This is a genomic window from Streptomyces sp. R21, from assembly GCF_041051975.1.
In the GTDB taxonomy this organism is placed as follows: Bacteria; Actinomycetota; Actinomycetes; order Streptomycetales; family Streptomycetaceae; genus Streptomyces.
On record NZ_CP163435.1, the window covers coordinates 9,541,373 to 9,562,735 of the forward strand.

The following is a 21,363-nucleotide window of genomic DNA, read 5'->3' on the forward strand; positions in this document are numbered from 1 at the left end:
CTGACGAGGTCGGCCTTCGCGCCGATGGCGGTGGTGACCTGCCCCGGCGTCAACGTCGCACTCCTACTGGCTCGGCCGCATCGCCGTCGACTCCCGGGACGCCGCAGCCGCCGTATCGCAGACGCAGGACACGACAGAAGCCTTCGAGCGTCCGCCAACCGGGCGACCGCCCGCTCCGCGCCCGTCCACCCCTCGGCCGTCCACCGCTCGCCCGTCCACCAATCGAGCATCGCCCGCCCGCCGCCGCACCGGAAACGCCATCCGCCGCCCCACCACCACGACGACCAGCGCCCCCGCGACCAACGGAAACGCCGTCCAGGGCAGGGCCGACGCCCCGGCATCCTCCAGTACGAGCCCACCCGTGAACGACCCCGCCGCGATGCCCGTGTTGTACACGGTGGTCTGCAGCGAGGTGGCCACGTCCGCGTGGGCGGGGCCGGAGGCGTCGACCAGCGCGGTCTGGATCAGGGTCGGTGCCCCGCCGAAGGCCGCGCCCCACAGGGCGACCGCGACGAGCAGGACGGCGGGACTGCGCGCGGCCAGGCCGAGCGCGAGCATGGCCCCCGCGATCACCGCGAGAGACGTCAGCAGGGTGCGCCGTAGATGAGCGTCGACCAGTACGCCGACGATCCAGATCCCGACGACGGTGGCGAGCCCGAACACCAGAAGGACGAGACCGGTGTGGCCGAACCCCACATGCTCCGCGAACGGCGCCACGTAGGTGTATATCGCCTGGTGCCCCAGCAGCAGAAGCAGGGTGACCGACAGGATGGGCACGATCCCGGGGAGGCCGGCGACGCGGCGCAGCGGTACGTGCGTGCCGGCCGCCTCGCCGGGGAAGTCCGGCACCTGCCACCGCACCCAGACCACCAGCAGGGCGGCGAGCACTGCCGGTACGGCGAAGGCGGCGCGCCAGCCGAGTGCCTCGGCGAGCGCGCTGCCGGCCGGAACGCCCAGGGACAGGGCGAGGGTAATCCCCGCGAGGACGACGGCGATCGCGCGGCCGCGCCGCTCCGCGGGGACCATACGGGCCGCGTAGCCGACGAGCATCGCCCAGAGCGTGCCGCCCATGACGCCGGCCGTGAGCCGGACGGTGAAGGTCAGTGCGTACGACGTCGAGAGCGCCGTGACGGCGTTGCAGCAGGCGAAGCCCACGAGTGTGCCGATCAGGACCCGGCGGCGCGGCTGTCCGCGCAGTGCGGCCGTGAGCGGGATCGCGGCCAGGAAGGAGGCGAGCGCGTAACCGGTCACCAGGAACCCGACACGCCCTTCGGAGACGCCCAGGGCCGGTGCCATCCGCGGCAGCAGTCCCGCCGGGAGCAGTTCGGTCAGGACAGCGGTGAAGGCGGCGGTGGACAGGGCGAGCAGACCCCACCACGGCAGTGCGGGGGTGGGGCGGGAGGACATGGCGGTGCCCTTGGCCATGGGTGCGGTGGACATGGCACCATGCTGAAACCTTCACATCAGTGTGAAGGCAAGCGTGCCGTCCCCGACCGGCACCGCAAGCGGGTGGAGAGCCATGAAGATCGGTGAACTGTCGCGCCGCACCGGCGTCCCCACCAGGATGCTGCGCTACTACGAGGAGCAGGACCTCCTGCACCCCGAGCGGGCCGAGAACGGCTACCGGGAGTACGGGGAGTCGGCGGTCGCGTGTGTACGGCAGCTGCGCGGGCTCCTCGACTCCGGCCTCACCACCGAGATCATCCGAGTCATCCTGCCGTTCCTGTCCGACCCCGGCGAGATTCATCTCCACCCCGAGTGCCTCACCCCGGAGACCGCCGCGCTGCTGAGCGGCGAGATCGACCGTATCCAGAGCCGCATCGACTGCCTGGCCCGCAACCGGGACGCGCTGCGGTCCTATCTGGCGGCGGTTCGGCCCGCCGCTGCTGAGGCGGGGGAGGTCAGCTGACCAGCTCCTCGGCGCGCTGGGCCGCCTCGCGCACCGAACCGCGATGCACCGGGCCGTGCCCCGGCAGCAGCACGTCCGCGGCGAGGGACCCGATGCGGCTGAGCGAGGCGAGAGCGGTCGCGCGGTCGGTGTCGAACATGACCGGCAGCAGTTGCGGACCGCGGGTCCGCGAGGTGGGGTGGCCGCTGACCAGGGCGTCACCGGAGATCAAGATGCCGGCGTCCGGCAGGTGGTAGACGCAGTGGCCCGCTGTGTGCCCCGGCGTGTGCACCGGGACCGGGCGGCCGGGCAGATCGAGCGCCCCGGTACCGGGGAACGGCGCGGGCCGCGTCATGCGGACGTCCGTCTTGCCGCCCGACCGCAGCGCGTGCACCGCCCACGGCAGCACACCGGGCCGCCATGCTTCGCGCACCACCTGGCCGATGGTGACCTGGTGCAGGAACTCGCGGCGCGCGTGCGGCAGTTCCTCGTCGTGGAGGTGGACGGGGACGCCGTAGGTGCTGCTGAGGTACTCGGCCGAACCGAGGTGGTCGTTGTGCGCGTGCGTGATCAGCACGCCCGCGAGGCCTTCGGGCGAGTGACCGAGGGCCTTGAGTGACGCGAGGACCTCTTGGCGGTCGCCGGGGTAGCCGGTGTCGATCAGAGTGGCGGCGTCGCCGTCGGACAGGACGATCCAGTTCGTGTTGCTGCCGTGCACGAGATGGACGCCTTCCGCGGCCTGGACGATGGCCTCTTCCCGCATGTCTTCCCCCTCTTCCCGCTCTTGTCGGAACCTGTGTACGTGCCCTGAGGGGAACGTAGTTGATCCTCCGGAGCGTGCGGCGGCCGGGTCCCCGCGTGCGCGCGCGTTCGCCGACACGCGGGTGCGCATGAACGCCGGCGTGCCCGCCCGTGTGCACAGCGAGGTACGAGCGCGGCTGTCCGGGAGATGGCCGAAGGTGAACGGCCTTTATTGAAGCGGGTCTTGACTGAATCCCGCTAGGGCGCTCCTATGTGGCGAGTCTCGTTGACTTTTGTTCGAGTCTGCGAACAAAACCGCTCAAGGGAGAGCCGCATGTCCCCCCAGACCACCCCCCGTCTCAGACGCCTCCTGCGCCGCGCCGCCGTCCAGTGCGCCGTCCTCGGTCTCGCCCTCGCCGGACTGACCGGCCTCGGCCGCTCCACCACCCCGCTGACGGCCGAACCGGCCGCGGTGAGCACCAGTCAGATCGGGGTTGCCCCGGCCCCGATGGGCTGGGCGTCCTGGAACAGTTTCGCCAGCGCCGTCGACTACAACACCATCAAGGCCCAGGCCGACGCCCTCGTCTCCTCCGGCATGGCCGCCGCGGGCTACAAGTACGTCAACATCGACGAGGGCTGGTGGGAGGGCGCCCGCGACAGCAGCGGCAACATCAGCGTCGACACCGCGAAGTGGCCCGGCGGCATGAAGGCCATCGCCGACTACATCCACAGCAAAGGACTCAAGGCCGGTATCTACACCGACGCCGGGAAGAACGGCTGCGGCTACTACTACCCGACCCCGGAAGGCACGCCCGCCGCACCCAACACCGGGATGGAGGGCCACAACCAGCAGGACCTCCAGACCTTCCAGAACTGGGGCTTCGACTTCCTCAAGATCGACTGGTGCGGCGGCGACGTGGAGGGCCTCAACCAGGAGACGACGTACAAGGCGATCCGCGACGCCAACACCGCCGCGACCGCCGTCACCGGACGTTCGCTCGTGCTGTCCCTGTGCGAATGGGGCACCGGCAAGCCGTGGAACTGGGCTGCCGGCACGGGCGCGATGTGGCGCACCAGCACCGACATCGTCTACTGGCCCAACAACCCGACGATGTCCAGCATCCTGGCCAACTTCGACAAGTCGCTGCACCCGGCCGCCCAGCACACCGGCTACTACAACGACCCGGACATGATGACCATCGGCATGAGTGGACTGAACGCCGCCCAGAACCGCACGCACATGGGCCTGTGGGCCATCTCCGGCGCCCCGCTGCTCGCGGGCAACAACCTCGCCACCATGAGCACATCGACGGCCTCGATCCTCACCAACTCCGAGGTCATCGGCATCGACCAGGACGCGCGCGGACTCCAGGGAGTCAAGGTCGCCGAGGACAGCAGCGGCCTGCAGGTCTACAGCAAGGTCCTGTCCGGCACCGGCAAGCGCGCGGTCCTGCTGCTCAACCGCACCTCCGCCGCGGCCGATATCACCGCCCGCTGGCAGGACATGGGGCTGACCACGGCCTCCGCCACCGTGCGCAACGTGTGGTCCGCCTCCAACGTCGGCTCCTACGCCACGAGTTACACCACCAGTGTCCCGGCCGGTGAAGGCGTGCTGCTCACCGTTTCCGGCACCGAGGGATCCGGGACGACGTACGAGGACACCACCACCGCGACGACGCCGACGTTCACCGGTGTCAGCGCGGCCGCCGCGGGGACGAAGCTCGTCGACATCAGCTACGCCAATGGCGGCTCGTCCGCCCGCCAGGCGACGCTCAAGGTCAACGGCCAGTACGCGCAGACGCTCGCCTTCCCGCCCACCGGCTCGTCGAGCACCTACCGCACCGTCTCCGTCCTCGCCCATCTGGCCAAGGGCGCGAACACGCTGACCTTCGCGGCGTCGACCGGCACGGCACCCGACATCGACGCGGTGGCGGTCCGTGCCATCCCGGGCACCAACGGGACGGCGATCGTCGGCACCGGCTCGGGGCGCTGCCTGGACTTCTTCCAGAACGGCATCACCAACAACACCCAGGCCGAACTCTGGGACTGCGGCGGCGGCCAGAACCAGACGTTCACCTCCACCGCGCGCAGCGAACTGGTCGTCTACGGCAACAAGTGCCTGGACGCCTACAACAGCGGCACCGCCAACGGCACCAAGGTGGTCCTGTGGGACTGCAACGGCGGCACCAACCAGAAGTGGACCGTCAACACCAACGGGACCATCACCAACAACGTCTCCGGACTCTGCCTGGACGCGGTGGGCAACGGCACGGCGAACGGGACGTCGATCGACCTGTGGTCGTGCAACGGCGGATCCAACCAGCAGTGGACCCGCAACTGAGCCGCCCCTGACCTGGGACGACGCGGAGGGGCGGTGCCGGTCGGGCGGCACCGCCCCGGCCCAATGCCATTGCCGTGCGGGGCCACTGATGGTGGAGTGAGCCCATGGATCACGTAGCGGTACTGGCTCTGTTCGATCGGGACATGCGAGAAGGTGCGAGGCCCGACGGCCCCGGTGCCCGGATCGAGCGCGTCGACAAGGTGGTGCGCCAGGTCGGCGCCGAGCACGGCTGGAACGGGGTCGTCTGGTCCGACCTGGACGAGGCGGGCGCGGACGCGGCGATCGCCGAGCAGATCCGGTACTACACCGAACTCGGGCGTGAGTTCGAATGGAAGCTGTATGGGCACGACCAGCCGGAAGACCTGGGGCGACGGCTGCGGGCGGCCGGGTTCACGGCCGAACCCGAGGAGACGGTGATGGTCGCCGAGGTGGGCGACCTGACCCTCGACGTCGAACCACCGGACGGCGTGAGCATCCTGCCCGTCATCGACCGCGCGGGCGTCGACCTCGTGGCGGACGTCCACGAGAAGGCCTTCGGCACGGACAGCACCCGGCTGCGCCACCAGCTGCTGGCCCAGCTCACCGGTGACGACGACAACGTCGTCGCCGTCGTGGCCCTCGCCGGGGACACCCCGGTCAGCGCGGCCCGCATGGAACTCGTACCCGGCTCCCGCTTCGCCGGTCTGTGGGGCGGCGGCACGGTCGAGGCCTGGCGCGGCCGGGGCATCTACCGTGCCCTCGTCGCCCACCGTGCCCGCGTCGCCGTGGACCGCGGCTACCGCTACGTCCAGGTCGACGCCTCGAACCAGAGCCGCCCGATCCTCGCCCGCCTGGGCTTCGCACCGCTGACCACGACGACGCCGTACGTCCGCACACCGGACGCCACGTAGCGGCGGGCCGTGCTGGCCGTGCGCGCCCGTTCCGCGCGGTGGCACGGCTCCGGTGGCACCCGGCGCGGCGCCCGGCCGCCGCCGGGTGCGGACGCGGGTCCGTTCCCGCATGTCAGCGACCCGATGTCACATCCCGGGCCGCTAGCGTCGTCGCATGGGCATGACGACGAACCAGAGCATCCTCCTGGCGGGCGCCGGCGGCGTCCTCGGCACCCACATCACCCACGCCCTGACCGAGGCGGGCCACAAGGTCACCGGCCTCGGACGAGGACCGGGCAGCGGCGTCCGGGCCGACCTGATGGACCGCGACGCGCTGTTGCGCGCCGTCGACGGCCGGCACTTCGACACGGTCATCCACGCGGCCACCGCCCTGCGCAGGGCGCCCATGCGCCACCGTGACATGCACGCCACCAACGCGCTGCGCATCGACGGCACCGCCCACCTCATCGAGGCCGCCCGGGCCACCGGCGCCCGCCGCTTCGTCACGGAGTCGATGGTCTTCGGCTACGGGTACGGCGACCACGGCGACCATGTCCTCACGGAGGACGACGCCTTCGGCCCGCGCGGCACCACGGCCGAACTGGAGCGGCACATCGAGGGCATGCGCATCAAGGAACAACTCACCTTCGCCGCCGAAGAGCTGGAGGGCATCGCACTGCGCTTCGGCCTCTTCTACGGCCCCGGTGGCACCGACGCCCTGCTGCCCATGCTCCGCAAGCGGCAGCTCCCCGCGCCCGCCGACCACGGCCGCGTCCTGCCCTGGATCGAACTCACCGACGCGGCAGCCGCGGTGGCCGCCGCGGTCGACCGAGGCCACCCCGGCCAGGCGTACAACATCACCGACCGCACCCCGCTGGGCTTCGCCGCCCATGTCCGCGCCGTGGCCGAGCAGTTCGACCTGCCCAAGCCGATGCCCGTCCCGCTCTGGCTGACGAAGCCCATGTCGTACGTGCACACGATGATGACCACCTCCATGCGTGTGTCCTCGGCAAAGGCGGAACGCGAACTGGGCTGGACGCCGGCCCACCCGTCCACGTACGACGGCCTCGCGGCGATGGCAAGCGACCGGTGACGCCGCACCAGGAGCAAGCGGCTCAGTAGAGCTGGGACGCGGAGGTCGTCACAGCCTGCTGCCGGTCCGCCGTGGTGTACGCGAAGTTGAGCACGGTACGGCGCACTCCGTCGCGGTCCAGTGGCGTGACGCGATGGGCGGTCGTGTCGCTGCGCAGCAGGTAGCCGTCGCCGGCGCGGTGGTGGACCTGTCGCGCCGACGGAGTCCGCAGAGCGCGCAGGACGGTGGTGTGCGGAACGTATTCCAGGAGCCCGCCGTCCTCGGGGTCGTGCGGTGCCTCCATGAACAGGACGAGAGCCAGCGGATAGTCGTCCGTGTGCGCTCCGTGGGTGTCGCCGTCGCGGTGAAGGACGTTGACGACATGGCGTTCGAGCGCGTCGCGCACCGGCACGACCTTCAGGCCCGCGATCCGGCCGATGAGGTCGATCAAGCCCCCTTGGTGGTAGAGCCGCACGATCAGCTCGGACTCCTGCGCGATGACACGGCCGCCGAGGGTGGTCATGCGGCGCGGAGAGGAATCCATGCACTCCATCGTGAACTCCCGCCGCACAGCGAGCTGTTCGAGCCGGTTCACCTCCGCGCGAAGGACCGACACTGCCGGGGGCGCCATGAGCCCGGGCAGCGGGAGGTAGCCGTCGGCGGTGAAGCCATCCGCCAGTTCGTCGGTGAACTCGGGTAGGCGCAGCATCATCTCGCCCTACCCGGTCCCAGAGGGAGACAAGCGAGACGCCGTGAACCGGGAGGTAACTGGCCTACGAGTCGCCATGGTTGGCCGGATGGGCGCCCCTTCGTGTCATCTCGGGCTTATGGCGGTGAATCGTGGTGTGATGGCGCCGTGAGTCGCGCCGCAGAGGAGACCAACCGCCGCATGCTTCGGGCACGGGACGCGATGGACCGCGCGTACAAGCAGCCGTTGGACGTCCCGGCCCTGGCCCGCATCGCGCATGTGTCGCAGGCGCACTTCACGCGGACGTTCCGGGCCACGTTCGGCGAGACGCCGCACCGCTACCTGCAGCGCCGCCGTGTCGAGCGGGCGATGTTCCTGCTGAGGGAGACCGAGCGGAGCGTGACGGACATCTGCTTCGAGGTCGGCTTCGGCAGCCCGGGAACCTTCAGCCGTACGTTCCGCGACATCGTCGGCCGGTCGCCGAGGGCCTACCGCAAGGGAGCGGCGCCCGCGGACGTCCCGACGTGCTTCACGATGGCGTGGCTGCGACCGAGGGCCTGACCGCCCCGCCGCTCGTACCTGCCCGTGTCCGTCTGCACCGGCGTTGTCTCACCCGTCGGCTGAGCAGTTTTGGATAAGTTTTCGTCCGGCCCGCCCAGTAGCGTGATGCACATGTTCAACGCCATCACACACTCACAGATCTACGTCCTCGACCAGAACGAGGCCCTCGACTTCTACGTCGGCAAGCTCGGCCTGGAGGTCAGCGCCGACGTCGACATGGGCTTCATGCGCTGGCTCACCGTCAGCGTCCCCGGGCACCCGGAACGCCAGATCCTGCTGGAGAGGCCGGGCCCTCCGGCGATGTCCGAGGAGACAGCACAGCAGGTCCGCGAACTGGTGACCAAGGGCGCCACGGGCGGCTCGCTGATCTTCAGCACGGACGACTGCCGTAAGACGTACGAGACGCTGCTGGGCAGGGGCGTCGAGTTCACCGAGGAGCCCACCGAGCGCCCGTACGGAATCGACTGCGGCCTGCGCGACCCCTTCGGCAACAGCATCCGCTTCACCCAGCCGAAGGCCTGAAAGCCGCCGCGAAGAAAACAGGTGTGGCCGCTGCCGCCGCGCGTCTACGGTGTCGGCATGCAGCAGAACCGCGGGCGGGAGCGCCGCCACCCCCGATGCGCTCCCGCGGTGCGGGCTCGGCAGCCCGTCGCGCCTGCGGAGATCGCGGGATCCGCGGTGGTCGTCGTCGGCTTCTTCTCCGCCAAACAGAAGGATTTCGGCGCGCTCATGGACGCGGCTGTCGACGACCTGACGGCGCGGGGCGCACGAGTGGTGCAACGCCGAGGCGTCTCCGGCGGCGGGGCGAGGAAGATGCACCTGCCGTACTCGTCGCGGACCATCCTGAGCCAGGGGAAGGTCCGAGAAGTCGCCGCCACTTGCGAAGAGACAGGCGCCGACGCGGTGCTCTTCCTGACGGACCTGACGGATCGTCAACACCGGTTCCTGACAGAGGCCTTCGGGCGCGCTGCGCTGAGTCTGAAGGATGCCACCGGCAACTAGGCTCCCACGTCCATGGGTCCGAAGCGGATTGTCGGACCGGCCAGTTATGTTTTGCTCGTGACTTACGTAGAGAGTGGCGTCGCACGCATCAGACCGCAGCAGTTCCACGAGAGCGACGGCGTGGAGGAGTGGCGGGTCCTCGGTGAGGGGGCGTGCGCCTACTTCCGCACCGGATCGTTCACGACGGGCGCGCAGCTCGTGCAGGCGATCAGTGAACTCCCCGACCTCGGGCACGGTCGACCCGACGTCGACCTGCGGCACGAGGGCGTCACCGTGCGGCTGATCACGCTCACTGGCGATTACTACGGGATGATCGAGCAGGACGTCGAGCTGGCCCGGCAGATCTCGGCCGTGGCCCGACGGCTGGGTATTCCCGCCGATCCGTCCGCCGTGCAGACCGTCCAGGTCACCCTCGACGCCCTCTCCGGTCCCGACGTGGTGGCGTTCTGGCGTGCCCTGCTCGGCTACCAGGACCGCGCCGGCAGCCCCGAGGACCTGATCGACCCGCATCGCCGCGGCGCCCCGTTCTACTTCCAGCAGATGGACACCCCGCGTCCGCAGCGCAACCGCGTTCACGTCGACGTCTGGGTGCCGTACGACCAGGCGGAAGCACGCATAGCAGCGGCGCTTGCCGTCGGCGGCCGCCTGGTCACCGATGCCCACGCGCCGTCGCACTGGGTACTGGCCGACCCCGAGGGCAACGAAGCCTGCGTCGGCGCGGCAGGCTGGACCGAGGTGAAACCCAGCCGCGCCTGACCGTCTCCGACGGGGGCCGAACGGGCCGCAGTTGTGGGCCGGTCGGCCCCCGCCGCGGCGGGTGGTGTGCTGGCATGCTGACTTCGTTGGCACACGCCGCCCAGGGGGACTGCCTCCCGTCGCGCCAGATACTCCCGCGCCGGGCGCACGGTGGAGGCGGCAGGCCCGTCGATGCTGAGGGGAGCCGCGTCGGCGGGCCTGAACGGGGTGTTCTCGTTGCCTCCACGGTAGGACCGGGAGACCGTATACGGAATGCTGAATCCGTCTCCCGCAGGTGAGGTACGGCGGTCCTCGCACCGGTCACAGGTCGAGCTGGTACTCCACTGCCTTGTGGGTGGGCAGATAGCCGAGCGTGTCGTTGATGCCGAGCATGGGCGCATTGCTGTCGGCGGTGTCGGTGAGCAGGCCCTCGAGCTCGGGGTGGCGCTGTCGGGCACGGCGGATGGACTCCGCCTTCATCCACAGCCCCAGGCCGTGGCCGCGGTGCTCGGGCAGCACACCGGTGCCGTAGTGCTGGGCATCGCCCCGGCCGTCGCCCGGCACCACGAGTTCGGAGAACCCGACGATCGAGCCGTCCGAGGTGTCCACCGCGGCGACGGTGTGGAGCAACTCCCCGCGCTTCGCGACGGTTTCGGCCGCCGCGACGACACGCTGCACGTCCCACACGACCGTCCCGAAGTCGGTCCCCTCCATCGGCATGTCGTCCATCGCCCGCCGTGACTCGGCGAAGGTGCGGGCCAGTTCGGGCGGCACGATGCCGTCCCACTGTGTCAACGCGTAGCCCGGATGCGGGCGTTCCGCGATCTCGTCGATCCGGGCGAGATCCGCCTCGGCCAGCGGCAGACGGCTGTACGTCAGCGCGAGCACCCTGCGAAAGCCGCGCGCCGCCAGGAACGGATCGCCGGGGGAGCCGTCCTCGACCTGCGCCACGAGCGACCGCCGCCCCTCGCTGCGGGAGACGGCGACGGCCGCGTCCAGAAGTCGGCTGCCGACCCCCTGCCGCCGCTCGGCCGGGTGTACGGCGACCTCCACCTCGGCGAGGTGCTCCTGCCCTTCCTTGGTGAACAGCCGCAGATAGGCGGAGCCGACGGGAACTCCCTCCGCGCCGGCGGCCAGCCATGCCAGGCGGCGGCTGGAGGGGGTGGTGTCGGGGTCGGTCAGCGGTGTGATGCGCAGCGACAAGGTGTCTCCGGGTGATGGCTGGATGTGTGGGGGAGAAGCCCGCAGAACCTAGCCCCGCCGGTGCGCGACGGCAAGGGAATTAGGTGGGCATGGCGCGGCGCCCACCGCTTGCGTGCGGCGAGCGCTCACCCTCGCGCATGGCGAGGCGCTCGCCCTCGCGCGCGGCGCGGCGCCGATCCCTTCAGCGGCTCAGTGCGCCCGGCCGGGCGCAACGTCCCGTCAGCGGCGCGCCTTCGCGCGGTCCAAGGCGGCAACACCCAGTGCGGCCAGGCCTATTTGGATGAGCCATTCGATCCAGTCGATGCCCTTGGTGTCGGCCACGCCGAAGGCGGCCGCGATGCCCGCGCCGATGAACGCGGCCACGATGCCGACGAGTATCGTCCACAGGATGCCGATGCGCTGGCGCCCCGGGACGACGAGCCGGCCGAGGACACCGATGATGATGCCGATGACAATGGCACTGATGATGCCCGAGATCTCCATTTCCACCCCTCTTGGTCGGGTTCCCTGCAGCTAGAGGGTGCCCCCGTGACGCGAAGCCAGTCCGTTCGGTGTTCCACGGTTCGCAATGGGGCGCGGGCGGCCGCTGTTCAGAGCCTCGTTTGCCATGTACCGTTCAAGAATCTGTCGCCATAAGGACGGCCAACCGCCGTTCTACGCGCGGAGACTTGCGCCCGCACCGCCTCTCCCCATCCCTCACGGAGGTTCGCCGGATGCACGGATTCAGACGATCCCGCCACAGACTCGGCACGGCGCTGGCCGCGTTCGGCCTGCTCGCCACAGGTGCCGCCCTCCAGACGTCCGCCGCCACTCCCGCAGTTGCGGCCACCACGCACCGGATCCTGTTCGACAACGCGCATGCCGAGACGGCCGGCAACGCGGACTGGATCATCTCCAGCAGCCAGCCCGACCCGCTCGGCCAGGACTCCTCCCCGTCCTCCGAGACGGACTGGACCGGCGCGCTGTCCTCGTGGGGCGTCGCCCTGCAGAAGACCGGCAGCTACAGCCTGAAGACGCTGCCTTCGGGCTCCAGCCTGGCCTACGGCGGCTCGACGGCCACAGACCTGTCGAACTTCGACACGCTCGTCCTTCCCGAGCCGAACACGCTGTTCACGACGGCCGAGAAGACGGCCATCATGACGTTCGTGAAGAACGGCGGCGGCCTGTTCATGGTCTCCGACCACACCGGCGCCGACCGCAACAACGACGGCGAAGATGCGGTGGAAATCCTCAACGACCTGATGACCAACAACAGCGTCGACAGCACCGACCCGTTCGGCTTCTCCATCGACTCGCTGAGCATCAGCTCCGACTACCCGAGCGCCATCTCCGACAGCACGAACCCGGTGCTGCACGGCTCGTTCGGCACGGTCAGCAAGAGCCTGATCGCCAGTGGTACGACGGCCACGCTGAAGCCCGCAGACAACTCGGCGGTCAAGGGCTTGCTCTACCGCACCGGCTACTCGGGCAACACGGGTGCGTTCTTCGCCACCAGCACCTTCGGCAGCGGCCGCGTGGCGTTCTGGGGTGACAGTTCGCCCATCGACGACGGCACCGGCCAGTCCGGCAACACGCTCTATGACGGCTGGAACGACACCGGCGCCACGAACGCCGCCCTCGCCCTCAATGCCACCGAGTGGCTCGCCGGCGCCGGAAGCAGCGGTGGTGGCGGAGGTGGCGGCACCTGCACCGCGGCCCAGCTCCTCGCCAACCCCGGCTTCGAGTCCGGCAGCACTTCCTGGACCGCCAGCAGCGGTGTCATCACGACCGACAGCGGCGAGGCGGCTCGCACCGGCTCCTACAAGGCCTGGCTCAACGGCTACGGGTCCGCGCACACCGACACGCTCTCCCAGTCGGTGACCATCCCGTCGGGCTGCACGACCGCCGCCCTCACCTTCTATCTCCACGTCGACACGGCCGAGACGACCACGAGCACGGCGTACGACACCCTGAAGGCGCAGGTGCTCAACAGCAGCGGCACCGTCCTGTCGACGCTGGCCACGTACTCGAACCTGAACGCGGCGAGCGGCTACACGCAGCGCAGCCTCAGCCTCGCGAGCTACGCGGGGCAGACGGTCACCCTCAAGTTCACCGGCACCGAAGGCTCCACGCTCCAGACGTCGTTCGTCCTCGACGACACGGCGCTCAATGTGAGCTGATCGGAGCGCTCTACGCGAGCTGAACGCAGACGGGCGGGCCCGCCCTGACATGATCGGGCCCGCCCCTCCGTCTAGGCCGCCGGAACCGTCTTCTCCGGCGTGTTCCACCCCGAGATGCGCAGGTAGGGCGCCGACCCGTGCAGGTCCGCCGTGCGGTAGGTGACGGTCAGCGTCGTCGACTCGCCCGGCCACAGGCTGACTTGGTTGTCGGACCACTGAACCGGCAGCACCGGCTTGCCCGACGCGTCCACGAGATGGACGTCGGTCAGCAGCGAGGGAGTCCTGCCGCCGGCCGCGTTCCGCACGGTGACCCTCGTCGTCGACGTGCCGTCCTCCGCGGCCTCGGTCGTCGCGTCCGAGGCCGAAACCGGCACCTGGGCAAGGGCGTTGAGGCCCTTGAGGTCCGCGTAGCTCGTCGTCGGCGTGTAGTACCAGTCGGTGTTGGCCCAGTCGAGAGTGTCCGGCTTGGTCGAGAGCCAGTAGACGTTGCGGCTGACCTCCCGGCCCGCGGAATCGGTCAGCGTCAGGCGGGCGAGGTACGTCGTCGACAGTCCGCTGATCGAGGACGGCACGGTGAGCGCGGTGCTGTGCGCGCCGTCCCCGCCGACGCTCACACCGGCCGCCGACTTGTCGTACCGCTGCGAGCCGTCGGTGTTGAACAGCGTCACCCGGGCCGTGAGTCCGGAGGCGGCAGTATGCCGGTTGTTCACCACCACGACCGAGCGGCTGTCGTACGAGTACTGGACGTGCAGCGGCTCGTTCGCCTTCTTGGCGCCGAAGTAGGCGCCGCCCTGGTCAAGGTAACGGTCCATCAGCTGCCAGTGCAGTGAGGTCCACCCGCTGTTGAACATCCAGTAGACGACTCCGGTCGACGGCTTCGAGGCGTCGCCGGCGTTGCGCCCGTACGCCTCGAACTGCGCGCGCACGTTCTCGTACTGGGCGAGCTGCGCCTTGCGCACGTAGTCCGTGAGGCCGGTCGGGGCGCCGTAGCGTCCGGTCAGGGCGTTGTCGTAGAGCTTGAGGGTGCCGAAGGTCGACGACGGCGAGCGGTGGTACTGCTTGGCGTTCGGGTTCTTCCAGAGGGTGTCGAGTTCGGCGGGGGAGAGCATGCGGCGCAGGGTGTCGAGGGTGGGGATGTCGGGGCCCGCACTGGTCTCGGAGTTGAAGCCGGTGGCGCCGCCCTCACGCTTGGCGTACCAGTAGTTCGGCGGGATCCAGTCGTACGGGCCGGACATCTTCATGCCCGAACTGCCGCTGATGGGAGAGGAGTTGTCGGAGGCCGCGGCGACCACCGGGGTGGGCCAGTCGGCTGCCTCGAGGGCGTCCACGTAGTTCTTCTCGATCGTGGCGTCGGGGGCGAAGTCGCTGCCGATGAGGAACGAGATGACGCTCGGGTGGTCGCGCAGGCGGGCGGCCTCGGCGGTCATCGACGCCTTGGCGATCGGATAGTCGGCCGCGGTCCACTTGTCACCGGACTCGCCGCCGTTGACGTTGCCCTCCCACTTGTCGCAGCACTCCCAGCCGGGCATCGTGAGGATGCCGTACCGGTCGGCGAGGTCGAAGAACTCGTCCGGCTCGATGTGGCCTTCCAGACGGATGGTGTTGAGGCCGAGGTCGAGCGCGTACTTCAGGCGGTCCTCGGCGTACGCCCGGTCCCAGCGCAGGAACTCGTCGGGCGACCAGCCGCCGCCCTTGATGAGCAGCTTGCGGCCGTTGACGCGGTACTGCCGGGCGCCGTCGGAGTTCAGCGGCGCCTGTACGTCACGGATACCGAAGCTCTCGTGTGCGGTGTCCGAGACGGTGCCGGCGACGGAGGCGGTCAGTTCGAGGCCGTAGAGGGGCTGTCCGCCCATACCCGCGGGCCACCACACTTTCGGCGCGGTGAGATGGAGCTGCGGGAAGTCGGCGGGCGTGAAGGTGACCGGCTTCGTCTCGTGGGCCGCGAGGGAGACGGGTTTGCTGACGGCCGCGGTGCCGATCGTGCCGGAGACCGTCGCGGTGACGGCGGTGTCCGAGTCGTTGCGGAGCCGCGCCTTGACCGTCAGGTCCGCTGAGGAGAGCGAGGGTACGTCGAGCCGGGTCACCACGTGCGTGTCGCGCAGCGCGACCGGGCCGCCGCGGCGCACGAGGACGTCTCGGACGATGCCCATGTTCTCGTCGGGCGGCGGCTGGAGCCAGTCGATCCAGCCCATGGTCAGGTTCTTGTTCGGATCGTTGGGCTGGATGCGGAAGGCGACCGCGTTCGTGCCCGCACGGAGCAGCGAGGTGATGTCCAACTCGTGGTGCGTGTACGCGCCTGCCACGTCCGCGGCCTGGGCGATCTGCCGTCCGTTGACATAGACGTCGGCCGCCGAGATCACTCCGCTGAAGTCCAGGTAGGTGCGCTCGGAGGTGTCGGCGACCGTGAAGTCCGAGCGGTACCACCACGGGACGTCGAAGCCGGCCTTCGGGATCTTCTGCTGGTTGGTCGAGTAGAACGGGTCCGCGTACGTCCCGCCTGCGAGCAGCGCGGCCAGGACGGTGGAGCGCGGGCCCGCCGGGTACCAGCCGCTCGCCGGATAGCCGGGGCTGGAGACGGCGGCTGCGGAGTCGGTCACCTTGGCCGTCGACTGGATGGCGTACCCGGAGAGCGGGGTGGTGCTGCCCGGAGCGGAGGCGACGGCGGTGGCCCGGGGGCCGGGGGAGCGGGAGGTCCCGGTGTCGTGGGCGCCTCTCCACGCGCTCGTGGTGAGGGTGCCGAGGAGGGCCAGGGCGACGGCCGCCGTGGCGAAGCGCCGTCTGGAGGCAGGGCGGTGGAACACGGTGGTCTCCTTGGGAGGTGGGGGAGCATCCGCGCTTCGGCACTGCGGGTCGGGGGAGGGGCGGGCAGGGGTGCAACGGGGGATCGAGCTGAGCAGGCAGTCAAGTTAGGAAACTTTACTAACTGGGCCCACAAGCTAGGGCGCCGGGCAGGCCATGTCAATCACCGCCGTGCTGGACGGGAAGCTGCTCCGCGGGCGCAGGGCCGTGCCGTAGGGGGCCGCGCCGATTTGTGGGCAGGGGCCCCGCATCAGGGTCACCGCCCCGCGCCAAACGCTCAACTGGGCTTGCGGGGGCCGGAGTTATGAGGCCGACCGCCGCTCGAAGACCACGTCCCGCGCCGTCCCCAGCGCCGTCGCCACCGCGCCGAGCAGTACCGCGTCCTCGCCCAGCCGGCTCGGGACGATCTTCGGGCGCAGCGGCGTCAGGCCCCGCAGGGTCTCGCGCACCGGGCGCAGCAGCAGGTCGACGCTGTGGCCCACGCCCCCGCCGAGCACCACCAGGTCGGGGTCGAGCACCGCGGCCGCCGCCGCCACGGTGTGCGCGATCCGCTCGCCCTCCAGCCGAACCGCCTCGACCGCGGCGGGATTTCCCTGCCGGGCCGCGTCGAACACGGCCTTCGCGGTGAGCTGCCCGGTCATCCCGAAGTGCCGCGCCGCCTCGACGACGGCCACCCCCGACACCGCGTCCTCCAGCGTGTCCGGCTTCTGCTGCCCCGGCCACGGGAGGAACCCGATCTCCCCGGCTCCGCCGTGCGCCCCGGTGAAGAGCCGGCCTTCACTGACGACGCCCATGCCGAGTCCGGTGCCGATCATGATGTACGTGAAGAGGCGGCTGCCCGCGCCCACGCCGTAGGTGTACTCGCCCAGCGCGGCCAGGTTGGCGTCGTTGTGGACCTCCAGCGGAATGGCCAACTCCTCCCGCATCCGGTCGAACAGGCCTGCGCGGCCCCAGCCGGGCAGATGCATCGCGTAGCGCACCCGACGCTGCTTCGCGTCGTACACCCCCGGCGTGCCCACGACCGCGTGCACCACCTCGTCCCGCTTCACGCCGGAGTTGGCGACGACCTGTTGTGCGGTGGCGACCACCAGGTCGGCCATGGCCCCCGAGGTGCGCGCACGGTTGCGTACGTCGGCACGCGCGACCACGGCCCCGTCCAGATCGGCGACCGCCACGCGCAGCCAGCCGCGGCCGATGTCGATGCCGAGCGCATAGCCGGCGGCGGGGTCGGGGGCGTAGAGCACGGCCACCCGGCCACGCTCGGGGGCATGCGTGCCGACCTCGTGGACCAGCCCGGCCTCGGCCAGCGCGGCGAGGGCGCTGGAGACCGTCGGCTTCGACAGGCCCGTGTCGCGGGCGAGTTGGGCGCGCGAGGCGGCGCCGGTGGTGCGCAGCCGGTCGAGCAGCAGTCGCTCGTTGCTGCTCCGCAGCCGCTGACGGTTCCAGGGCTGTTCCGGCTGCTCTACGGCGTCGCTGGCGGGCATCGCACCATTCTCACGCATTCGTGGCACCCTCTTGACGCATCTAGTAAGGCTCCTTAACTTTATCGCCCAGTCAGCTCAGCCAGTTTCAGACAGCCCAGTCAGCCTCGCCGGGCGAGCCGAGGGGACCCAAGGGGAGCCCAGCGCCGGCCGGATGCCCGCCGCACTTGATCCGACGGCCGACGGTCGACGACCGTCGGCCGACATCGACCGGCCTCGACAGACGCCGACCGACATCGGCCGTCCCGCCGTACCCCTCCCCGTGTCCTGCCTCAGGAGGACCCCATGTCCGCAAACCCGCCGCCCACCGGCGGTTTCGTCCGCCGCGTCGGCCTCTTCCAGGCCACCGCCATCAACATGAGCCAGATGTGCGGCATCGGGCCGTTCGTGACCATCCCGCTGATGGTCGCCGCGTTCGGCGGCCCGCAGGCGGTCATCGGCTTCGTCGCGGGCGCCCTGCTGGCGCTAGCCGACGGACTCATCTGGGCCGAGCTGGGCGCGGCCATGCCCGGCTCCGGCGGCAGCTACGTCTATCTGCGCCAGGCCTTCCAGTACCGCACCGGGCGGCTGATGCCGTTCCTGTTCGTGTGGACAGCCATGCTCTTCATCCCGCTGATCATGTCCACCGGTGTCGTCGGCTTCGTCCAGTACCTGGGCTATCTGGCGCCCGACATGGGCAGGACCACCGGCGACCTCGTCGGGCTCGGCATGGTCGCCCTGGTGGTCATCCTGCTCTGGCGCGGCATCGAGCACATCGCGCGGATCACCGCCGTGATGTGGGCCGTCATGATCACGTCGGTCCTGCTGGTGATCCTGGCCGCGGCCACCGACTTCAGCCCGCACCTGGCCTTCACCTACCCGGCGCACGCCTTCGACTTCGCCGGCAACCGCTTCTGGCTCGGCTTCGCCGCAGGCCTGACCATCGGCATCTACGACTACCTCGGCTACAACACCACCGCCTACATGGGCGCCGAGATCAAGGACCCGGGCCGCATCCTGCCCCGCTCCATCATCTTCTCGATCGTCGGCATCATGGCGATCTACCTGCTGCTGCAGATCGGCACTCTCGGCGTCATCGACTGGCGCCGGATGACCGACCCCGGCGACATCGCCTCCACCTCCGTCGCCTCCGCCGTCCTGGAGAAGACCTGGGGCAAGGGCGCCGCCGACACGGTCACCGTCCTCATCCTCATCACCGCGTTCGCCTCGGTCTTCACCGGCCTGCTCGGCGGCTCCCGAGTCCCCTACGACGCCGCACGCGAGCGCGTCTTCTTCCGCCCGTACGCCAAGCTGCACCCCCGGCACCGCTTCCCGATGCTGGGCCTGGCCACCATGGGCGTCGTCACGGCGATCGGCTTCCTCATCGGCCGCCACACCGACCTGGCCACCCTTATCCAGCTGCTCACCACAGTCATGGTGATCGTCCAGGCGCTGGCCCAGATCCTCGCCCTCTCGGTGCTGCGCCGACGCCAGCCGGGGCTGCGCCGCCCGTACCGGATGTGGCTCTACCCGCTGCCGAGCTTCATCGCCCTCGCCGGCTGGCTGACCATCTACGGCTACGCGGACAAGAACTCCCCGGGCCGCCACCCCATCGAATGGTCCCTGGCCTGGCTCGCCCTCGGCTGCGTCGCCTACGTCGTCTGGGCACGCCTGGAGAAGGTGTGGCCCTTCGGCCCGAAGGAGATCACGGAGGAGTACCTCGCCGCACCGACTCCGGACGCGGAGCCGGCCGGGACGTGAGGGGGGGGAGACATGGGGGTGGGCCCGAGAGAGACGGGCTCACTCTCGCCCCCACGTCCCGCTGGGCAGACGCCTTCCGTCACCCTTTGCACACCCGTCACCTGCGCAGTGGATCCCGATGCGCTTGTGACACGTCATAGGGGAAAGGAGGCCAACCCATGCGCCGTACGACCCCCCACCCGAGTACCGTCCTCGCCCTCGCGGCATCCGCCCTGCTCCTTGCAGGCTGCGGCTCGCAGACCGGCGACAGCGGGTCCGGCAGCAGTGCCGTGACGCCATCGCAGTCGCAGACGACGTCGCCGTCGCCCACGACGAGCGAGAAGGGGTGCGCGCCGGAGGCGTCGCTCACCGCCGAGGACTCGGGCCGCACGGTGTGCCTGACGGCGGGCGGCGTCGTCCGTATCACCCTGGACGGCACCACCACGCGCGCGTGGAAGCCGGTCAGCGCCACCGGCGACGCCCTCGAACCCACCAACGCGGGCATCGTCATCCAGCCCGGTGACGCCACCGCCGCCTACAGCGCGGCCGCCGCCGGCACGACACACCTCACCTCGTCCCGACCCGTGTGCGGGACCGACCCGGGCCACATCGCGTGCAAGGGCCTTCAGGAGTGGAAGGTGACGGTGGTGGTGGCGAAGTCCTGAGCCGACGGGCCGGGGGCCGGTGGCCCGGGGCGCTGCGGACGGCGGGGATCAGGGCGCGGACCAGGTCCGCAGCAGGGCGTCCAGCCGGTCCAGCGTCCAGACCCAGGTCTCCTGCGAGTCGGGAGCGCTGTGGCTGAAGCCCCCGGCCATCTCCAGGGTGACGTAGCCGTGGAAGACGCTGCCCAGCAGCCGGACGGCGTGCGTCTGGTCCGGCTCCGTGAGGTCGTAGCCGCGCAGGACGGCCCGCGTCATCTGCGCATGCCTGCCGCCCGCGCTTGCGGCCGCCGTCTCCGGGTCGAGCCGGAACTGCGCCGCGGCGTAGCGGCCGGGGTGCTCGCGGGCGTAGTCGCGGTAGACGTTGGCGAAGGCGGCCAGGGCGTCCTTGCCGGCCCGTCCCGCCAGCGCGTCGGCGGCCCGGTCGGCGAGTTCCTCCAGCGCGAGCAGCGCGATCCCGGTCTTGAGATCGTGGGAGTTCTTGAGGTGTGAGTACAGGCTCGCGACCTTGACGTCGAACTGCCTCGCGAGCGCCGAGACGGTCACCTCGTTGAAGCCGACCTCGTCCGCCAGTTCCGCCCCCGCCCGGACAAGGCGTTCCGTGGTCAGTCCTGCGCGTGCCATAGCCTCTCCCTCATTCGCCTGAAGAGATTATGTATTTGCCTAAAGCTTTTAGGCAAATTAGCGTGCCTCCCATGAAGCCGCTGACTGAGCAAGAGATCCGCGCCGCGTTCGTGAACTGCACCAAGGGCGAGGCGAAGCGCCTGGCCGTCCCCCGCGATCTGGCCGACCGGCCCTGGGACGACCTGGACTACCTCGGCTGGCGAGATCCGCAGGCCCCCGACCGCGGCTACCTCGTCACCGAACTGGACGGCCGCCCGAAAGCCCTCGCGCTGCGCTGCCCCAGCTCTGCCATCGGGCAACTGCGCCGCAGTATGTGCTCGATGTGCCTGACCACCCACACCGGCGGCGTCTGTCTGATGGTCGCCTCCAAGGCGGGCAAGGCCGGCCAGCAGGGCAACTCGGTGGGCGCCTACATATGCAGCGACCTCGCCTGCTCGCTGTACCTGCGGGGCAAGAAGGACGCGGGCGTCGGGGCACGGCTGCAGGAGTCGCTGACTCTCGAAGAGAGGATTCAGCGGACCGTGGCCAACGTCGCCGCGTTCTTCGCGAGGGTGACCGCATGACTCCGGAAGCCTGAGGGGCGCGCCGCCGCAAGCGCCGGGATTGCCGGTCAAGTGCCCTGTGTTTGGGGCGAGATGCTGAGCGTCGGCCGCCCGGTCGGATGGTGCGGCAGAGCGAGGCGGGACGAGGAGACCGTCGCGGGTGGATCAGCCGAATGGCTGACATGAAGGTGTTGCGGGCCGGTCGGCCATGACCGTTCGGCCGAGGCGCGGGTTGAGGGCGCAGAACCACGATGGCGTCAGCCGACTCCCGTGATCCCCC

Annotated in this window: 20 protein-coding genes; 12 read left to right on the forward strand and 8 right to left on the reverse strand. The window is 70.2% G+C overall.

Features of this window, described 5'->3' with window-relative positions; genetic code table 11:
- Positions 1 to 63 precede the first annotated feature (63 nt).
- The gene (locus AB5J56_RS42715; RefSeq protein ID WP_369241502.1) at positions 64 to 1,440 is read right to left on the reverse strand and encodes an MFS transporter; all 1,377 of its coding nucleotides are present in this window, start codon (positions 1,438 to 1,440) and stop codon (positions 64 to 66) included.
- Between the two features lie 79 nt (positions 1,441 to 1,519).
- On the opposite strand from AB5J56_RS42715, the gene AB5J56_RS42720 reads away from it, so the two are divergent.
- Complete coding sequence (locus AB5J56_RS42720; protein ID WP_369241504.1) at positions 1,520 to 1,909, forward strand: MerR family transcriptional regulator; 390 nt, start codon at positions 1,520 to 1,522, stop codon at positions 1,907 to 1,909.
- On the opposite strand, the gene AB5J56_RS42725 is transcribed toward AB5J56_RS42720, so the two are convergent.
- Positions 1,902 to 2,651 (reverse strand): MBL fold metallo-hydrolase, encoded by a 750-nt coding sequence (locus AB5J56_RS42725; RefSeq protein WP_369241506.1) that lies wholly within the window; start codon positions 2,649 to 2,651, stop codon positions 1,902 to 1,904. The two genes, AB5J56_RS42720 and AB5J56_RS42725, sit on opposite strands and share 8 nt — an antisense overlap.
- 312 nt (positions 2,652 to 2,963) lie before the next feature.
- On the opposite strand from AB5J56_RS42725, the gene AB5J56_RS42730 reads away from it, so the two are divergent.
- From AB5J56_RS42730 to AB5J56_RS42740, 3 genes are all read left to right on the forward strand, one after another.
- Positions 2,964 to 4,970 (forward strand): RICIN domain-containing protein, encoded by a 2,007-nt coding sequence (locus AB5J56_RS42730; protein ID WP_369241508.1) that lies wholly within the window; start codon positions 2,964 to 2,966, stop codon positions 4,968 to 4,970.
- A 104-nt stretch (positions 4,971 to 5,074) separates the two neighbouring features.
- The gene (locus AB5J56_RS42735; protein ID WP_369241510.1) at positions 5,075 to 5,860 is read left to right on the forward strand and encodes a GNAT family N-acetyltransferase; all 786 of its coding nucleotides are present in this window, start codon (positions 5,075 to 5,077) and stop codon (positions 5,858 to 5,860) included.
- A 160-nt stretch (positions 5,861 to 6,020) separates the two neighbouring features.
- Complete coding sequence (locus AB5J56_RS42740) at positions 6,021 to 6,932, forward strand: NAD-dependent epimerase/dehydratase family protein (RefSeq protein WP_369243123.1); 912 nt, start codon at positions 6,021 to 6,023, stop codon at positions 6,930 to 6,932.
- Positions 6,933 to 6,954: 22 nt separating this feature from the next.
- Here AB5J56_RS42740 and AB5J56_RS42745 read toward each other — a convergent pair whose 3' ends face one another.
- Entirely contained in the window at positions 6,955 to 7,623 is a 669-nt protein-coding gene (locus tag AB5J56_RS42745) for a hypothetical protein (protein WP_369241512.1), read from the reverse strand.
- Between the two features lie 144 nt (positions 7,624 to 7,767).
- Between AB5J56_RS42745 and AB5J56_RS42750 the strand changes: the two genes are divergently transcribed.
- From AB5J56_RS42750 to AB5J56_RS42765, 4 genes are all read left to right on the forward strand, one after another.
- On the forward strand, positions 7,768 to 8,160 hold the full coding sequence (locus AB5J56_RS42750; protein ID WP_369241514.1) for a helix-turn-helix domain-containing protein: 393 nt from the start codon (positions 7,768 to 7,770) through the stop codon (positions 8,158 to 8,160).
- Between the two features lie 111 nt (positions 8,161 to 8,271).
- The gene (locus AB5J56_RS42755) at positions 8,272 to 8,682 is read left to right on the forward strand and encodes a VOC family protein (protein ID WP_369241516.1); all 411 of its coding nucleotides are present in this window, start codon (positions 8,272 to 8,274) and stop codon (positions 8,680 to 8,682) included.
- 57 nt (positions 8,683 to 8,739) lie between these two features.
- Positions 8,740 to 9,162 carry a hypothetical protein gene (locus tag AB5J56_RS42760; protein WP_369241518.1) on the forward strand — a complete coding sequence of 141 codons (423 nt, stop codon included), beginning with the start codon at positions 8,740 to 8,742 and terminating at the stop codon, positions 9,160 to 9,162.
- 57 nt (positions 9,163 to 9,219) lie between these two features.
- Positions 9,220 to 9,918 (forward strand): VOC family protein, encoded by a 699-nt coding sequence (locus tag AB5J56_RS42765; protein WP_369241520.1) that lies wholly within the window; start codon positions 9,220 to 9,222, stop codon positions 9,916 to 9,918.
- Positions 9,919 to 10,218: 300 nt separating this feature from the next.
- On the opposite strand, the gene AB5J56_RS42770 is transcribed toward AB5J56_RS42765, so the two are convergent.
- Positions 10,219 to 11,100 carry an N-acetyltransferase family protein gene (locus tag AB5J56_RS42770; RefSeq protein ID WP_369241522.1) on the reverse strand — a complete coding sequence of 294 codons (882 nt, stop codon included), beginning with the start codon at positions 11,098 to 11,100 and terminating at the stop codon, positions 10,219 to 10,221.
- 219 nt (positions 11,101 to 11,319) lie between these two features.
- The gene (locus AB5J56_RS42775; RefSeq protein ID WP_369241524.1) at positions 11,320 to 11,583 is read right to left on the reverse strand and encodes a GlsB/YeaQ/YmgE family stress response membrane protein; all 264 of its coding nucleotides are present in this window, start codon (positions 11,581 to 11,583) and stop codon (positions 11,320 to 11,322) included.
- A 230-nt stretch (positions 11,584 to 11,813) separates the two neighbouring features.
- Here AB5J56_RS42775 and AB5J56_RS42780 point away from each other — a divergent pair, with 230 nt between their 5' ends.
- Positions 11,814 to 13,259 (forward strand): hydrolase, encoded by a 1,446-nt coding sequence (locus tag AB5J56_RS42780; protein ID WP_369241526.1) that lies wholly within the window; start codon positions 11,814 to 11,816, stop codon positions 13,257 to 13,259.
- 71 nt (positions 13,260 to 13,330) lie between these two features.
- Here the strand turns inward: AB5J56_RS42780 and AB5J56_RS42785 are convergent, their stop codons facing one another.
- Together AB5J56_RS42785 and AB5J56_RS42790 are read right to left on the reverse strand one after the other, a co-directional pair.
- Entirely contained in the window at positions 13,331 to 16,060 is a 2,730-nt protein-coding gene (locus tag AB5J56_RS42785) for a sugar-binding domain-containing protein (protein ID WP_369241528.1), read from the reverse strand.
- A gap of 300 nt (positions 16,061 to 16,360) precedes the next feature.
- Complete coding sequence (locus AB5J56_RS42790) at positions 16,361 to 17,542, reverse strand: ROK family protein (protein ID WP_369241530.1); 1,182 nt, start codon at positions 17,540 to 17,542, stop codon at positions 16,361 to 16,363.
- A gap of 282 nt (positions 17,543 to 17,824) precedes the next feature.
- Between AB5J56_RS42790 and AB5J56_RS42795 the strand changes: the two genes are divergently transcribed.
- Together AB5J56_RS42795 and AB5J56_RS42800 are read left to right on the forward strand one after the other, a co-directional pair.
- Positions 17,825 to 19,279 carry an APC family permease gene (locus AB5J56_RS42795; RefSeq protein WP_369241531.1) on the forward strand — a complete coding sequence of 485 codons (1,455 nt, stop codon included), beginning with the start codon at positions 17,825 to 17,827 and terminating at the stop codon, positions 19,277 to 19,279.
- Between the two features lie 158 nt (positions 19,280 to 19,437).
- Entirely contained in the window at positions 19,438 to 19,923 is a 486-nt protein-coding gene (locus tag AB5J56_RS42800) for a hypothetical protein (RefSeq protein ID WP_369241533.1), read from the forward strand.
- A 48-nt stretch (positions 19,924 to 19,971) separates the two neighbouring features.
- Here the strand turns inward: AB5J56_RS42800 and AB5J56_RS42805 are convergent, their stop codons facing one another.
- The gene (locus AB5J56_RS42805; RefSeq protein WP_369241535.1) at positions 19,972 to 20,541 is read right to left on the reverse strand and encodes a TetR/AcrR family transcriptional regulator; all 570 of its coding nucleotides are present in this window, start codon (positions 20,539 to 20,541) and stop codon (positions 19,972 to 19,974) included.
- 71 nt (positions 20,542 to 20,612) lie between these two features.
- Here AB5J56_RS42805 and AB5J56_RS42810 point away from each other — a divergent pair, with 71 nt between their 5' ends.
- The gene (locus AB5J56_RS42810; RefSeq protein ID WP_369241537.1) at positions 20,613 to 21,104 is read left to right on the forward strand and encodes an FBP domain-containing protein; all 492 of its coding nucleotides are present in this window, start codon (positions 20,613 to 20,615) and stop codon (positions 21,102 to 21,104) included.
- Positions 21,105 to 21,363 lie beyond the last annotated feature (259 nt).

Bases quoted from the DNA above. Each gene is read 5' to 3' on its own strand.
- AB5J56_RS42725 (WP_369241506.1), bottom strand. From the start codon at position 2,651: ATGCGGGAAGAGGCCATCGTCCAGGCCGCGGAAGGCGTCCATCTCGTG.
- AB5J56_RS42780 (WP_369241526.1), top strand. From the start codon at position 11,814: ATGCACGGATTCAGACGATCCCGCCACAGACTCGGCACGGCGCTGGCC.
- AB5J56_RS42715 (WP_369241502.1), bottom strand. From the start codon at position 1,440: ATGTCCACCGCACCCATGGCCAAGGGCACCGCCATGTCCTCCCGCCCC.
- AB5J56_RS42795 (WP_369241531.1), top strand. From the start codon at position 17,825: ATGTCCGCAAACCCGCCGCCCACCGGCGGTTTCGTCCGCCGCGTCGGC.
- AB5J56_RS42735 (WP_369241510.1), top strand. From the start codon at position 5,075: ATGGATCACGTAGCGGTACTGGCTCTGTTCGATCGGGACATGCGAGAA.
- AB5J56_RS42810 (WP_369241537.1), top strand. From the start codon at position 20,613: ATGAAGCCGCTGACTGAGCAAGAGATCCGCGCCGCGTTCGTGAACTGC.
- AB5J56_RS42740 (WP_369243123.1), top strand. From the start codon at position 6,021: ATGACGACGAACCAGAGCATCCTCCTGGCGGGCGCCGGCGGCGTCCTC.
- AB5J56_RS42805 (WP_369241535.1), bottom strand. From the start codon at position 20,541: ATGGCACGCGCAGGACTGACCACGGAACGCCTTGTCCGGGCGGGGGCG.
- AB5J56_RS42745 (WP_369241512.1), bottom strand. From the start codon at position 7,623: ATGATGCTGCGCCTACCCGAGTTCACCGACGAACTGGCGGATGGCTTC.
- AB5J56_RS42775 (WP_369241524.1), bottom strand. From the start codon at position 11,583: ATGGAGATCTCGGGCATCATCAGTGCCATTGTCATCGGCATCATCATC.
- AB5J56_RS42720 (WP_369241504.1), top strand. From the start codon at position 1,520: ATGAAGATCGGTGAACTGTCGCGCCGCACCGGCGTCCCCACCAGGATG.
- AB5J56_RS42730 (WP_369241508.1), top strand. From the start codon at position 2,964: ATGTCCCCCCAGACCACCCCCCGTCTCAGACGCCTCCTGCGCCGCGCC.
- AB5J56_RS42755 (WP_369241516.1), top strand. From the start codon at position 8,272: ATGTTCAACGCCATCACACACTCACAGATCTACGTCCTCGACCAGAAC.
- AB5J56_RS42790 (WP_369241530.1), bottom strand. From the start codon at position 17,542: ATGCCCGCCAGCGACGCCGTAGAGCAGCCGGAACAGCCCTGGAACCGT.
- AB5J56_RS42800 (WP_369241533.1), top strand. From the start codon at position 19,438: ATGCGCCGTACGACCCCCCACCCGAGTACCGTCCTCGCCCTCGCGGCA.
- AB5J56_RS42760 (WP_369241518.1), top strand. From the start codon at position 8,740: ATGCAGCAGAACCGCGGGCGGGAGCGCCGCCACCCCCGATGCGCTCCC.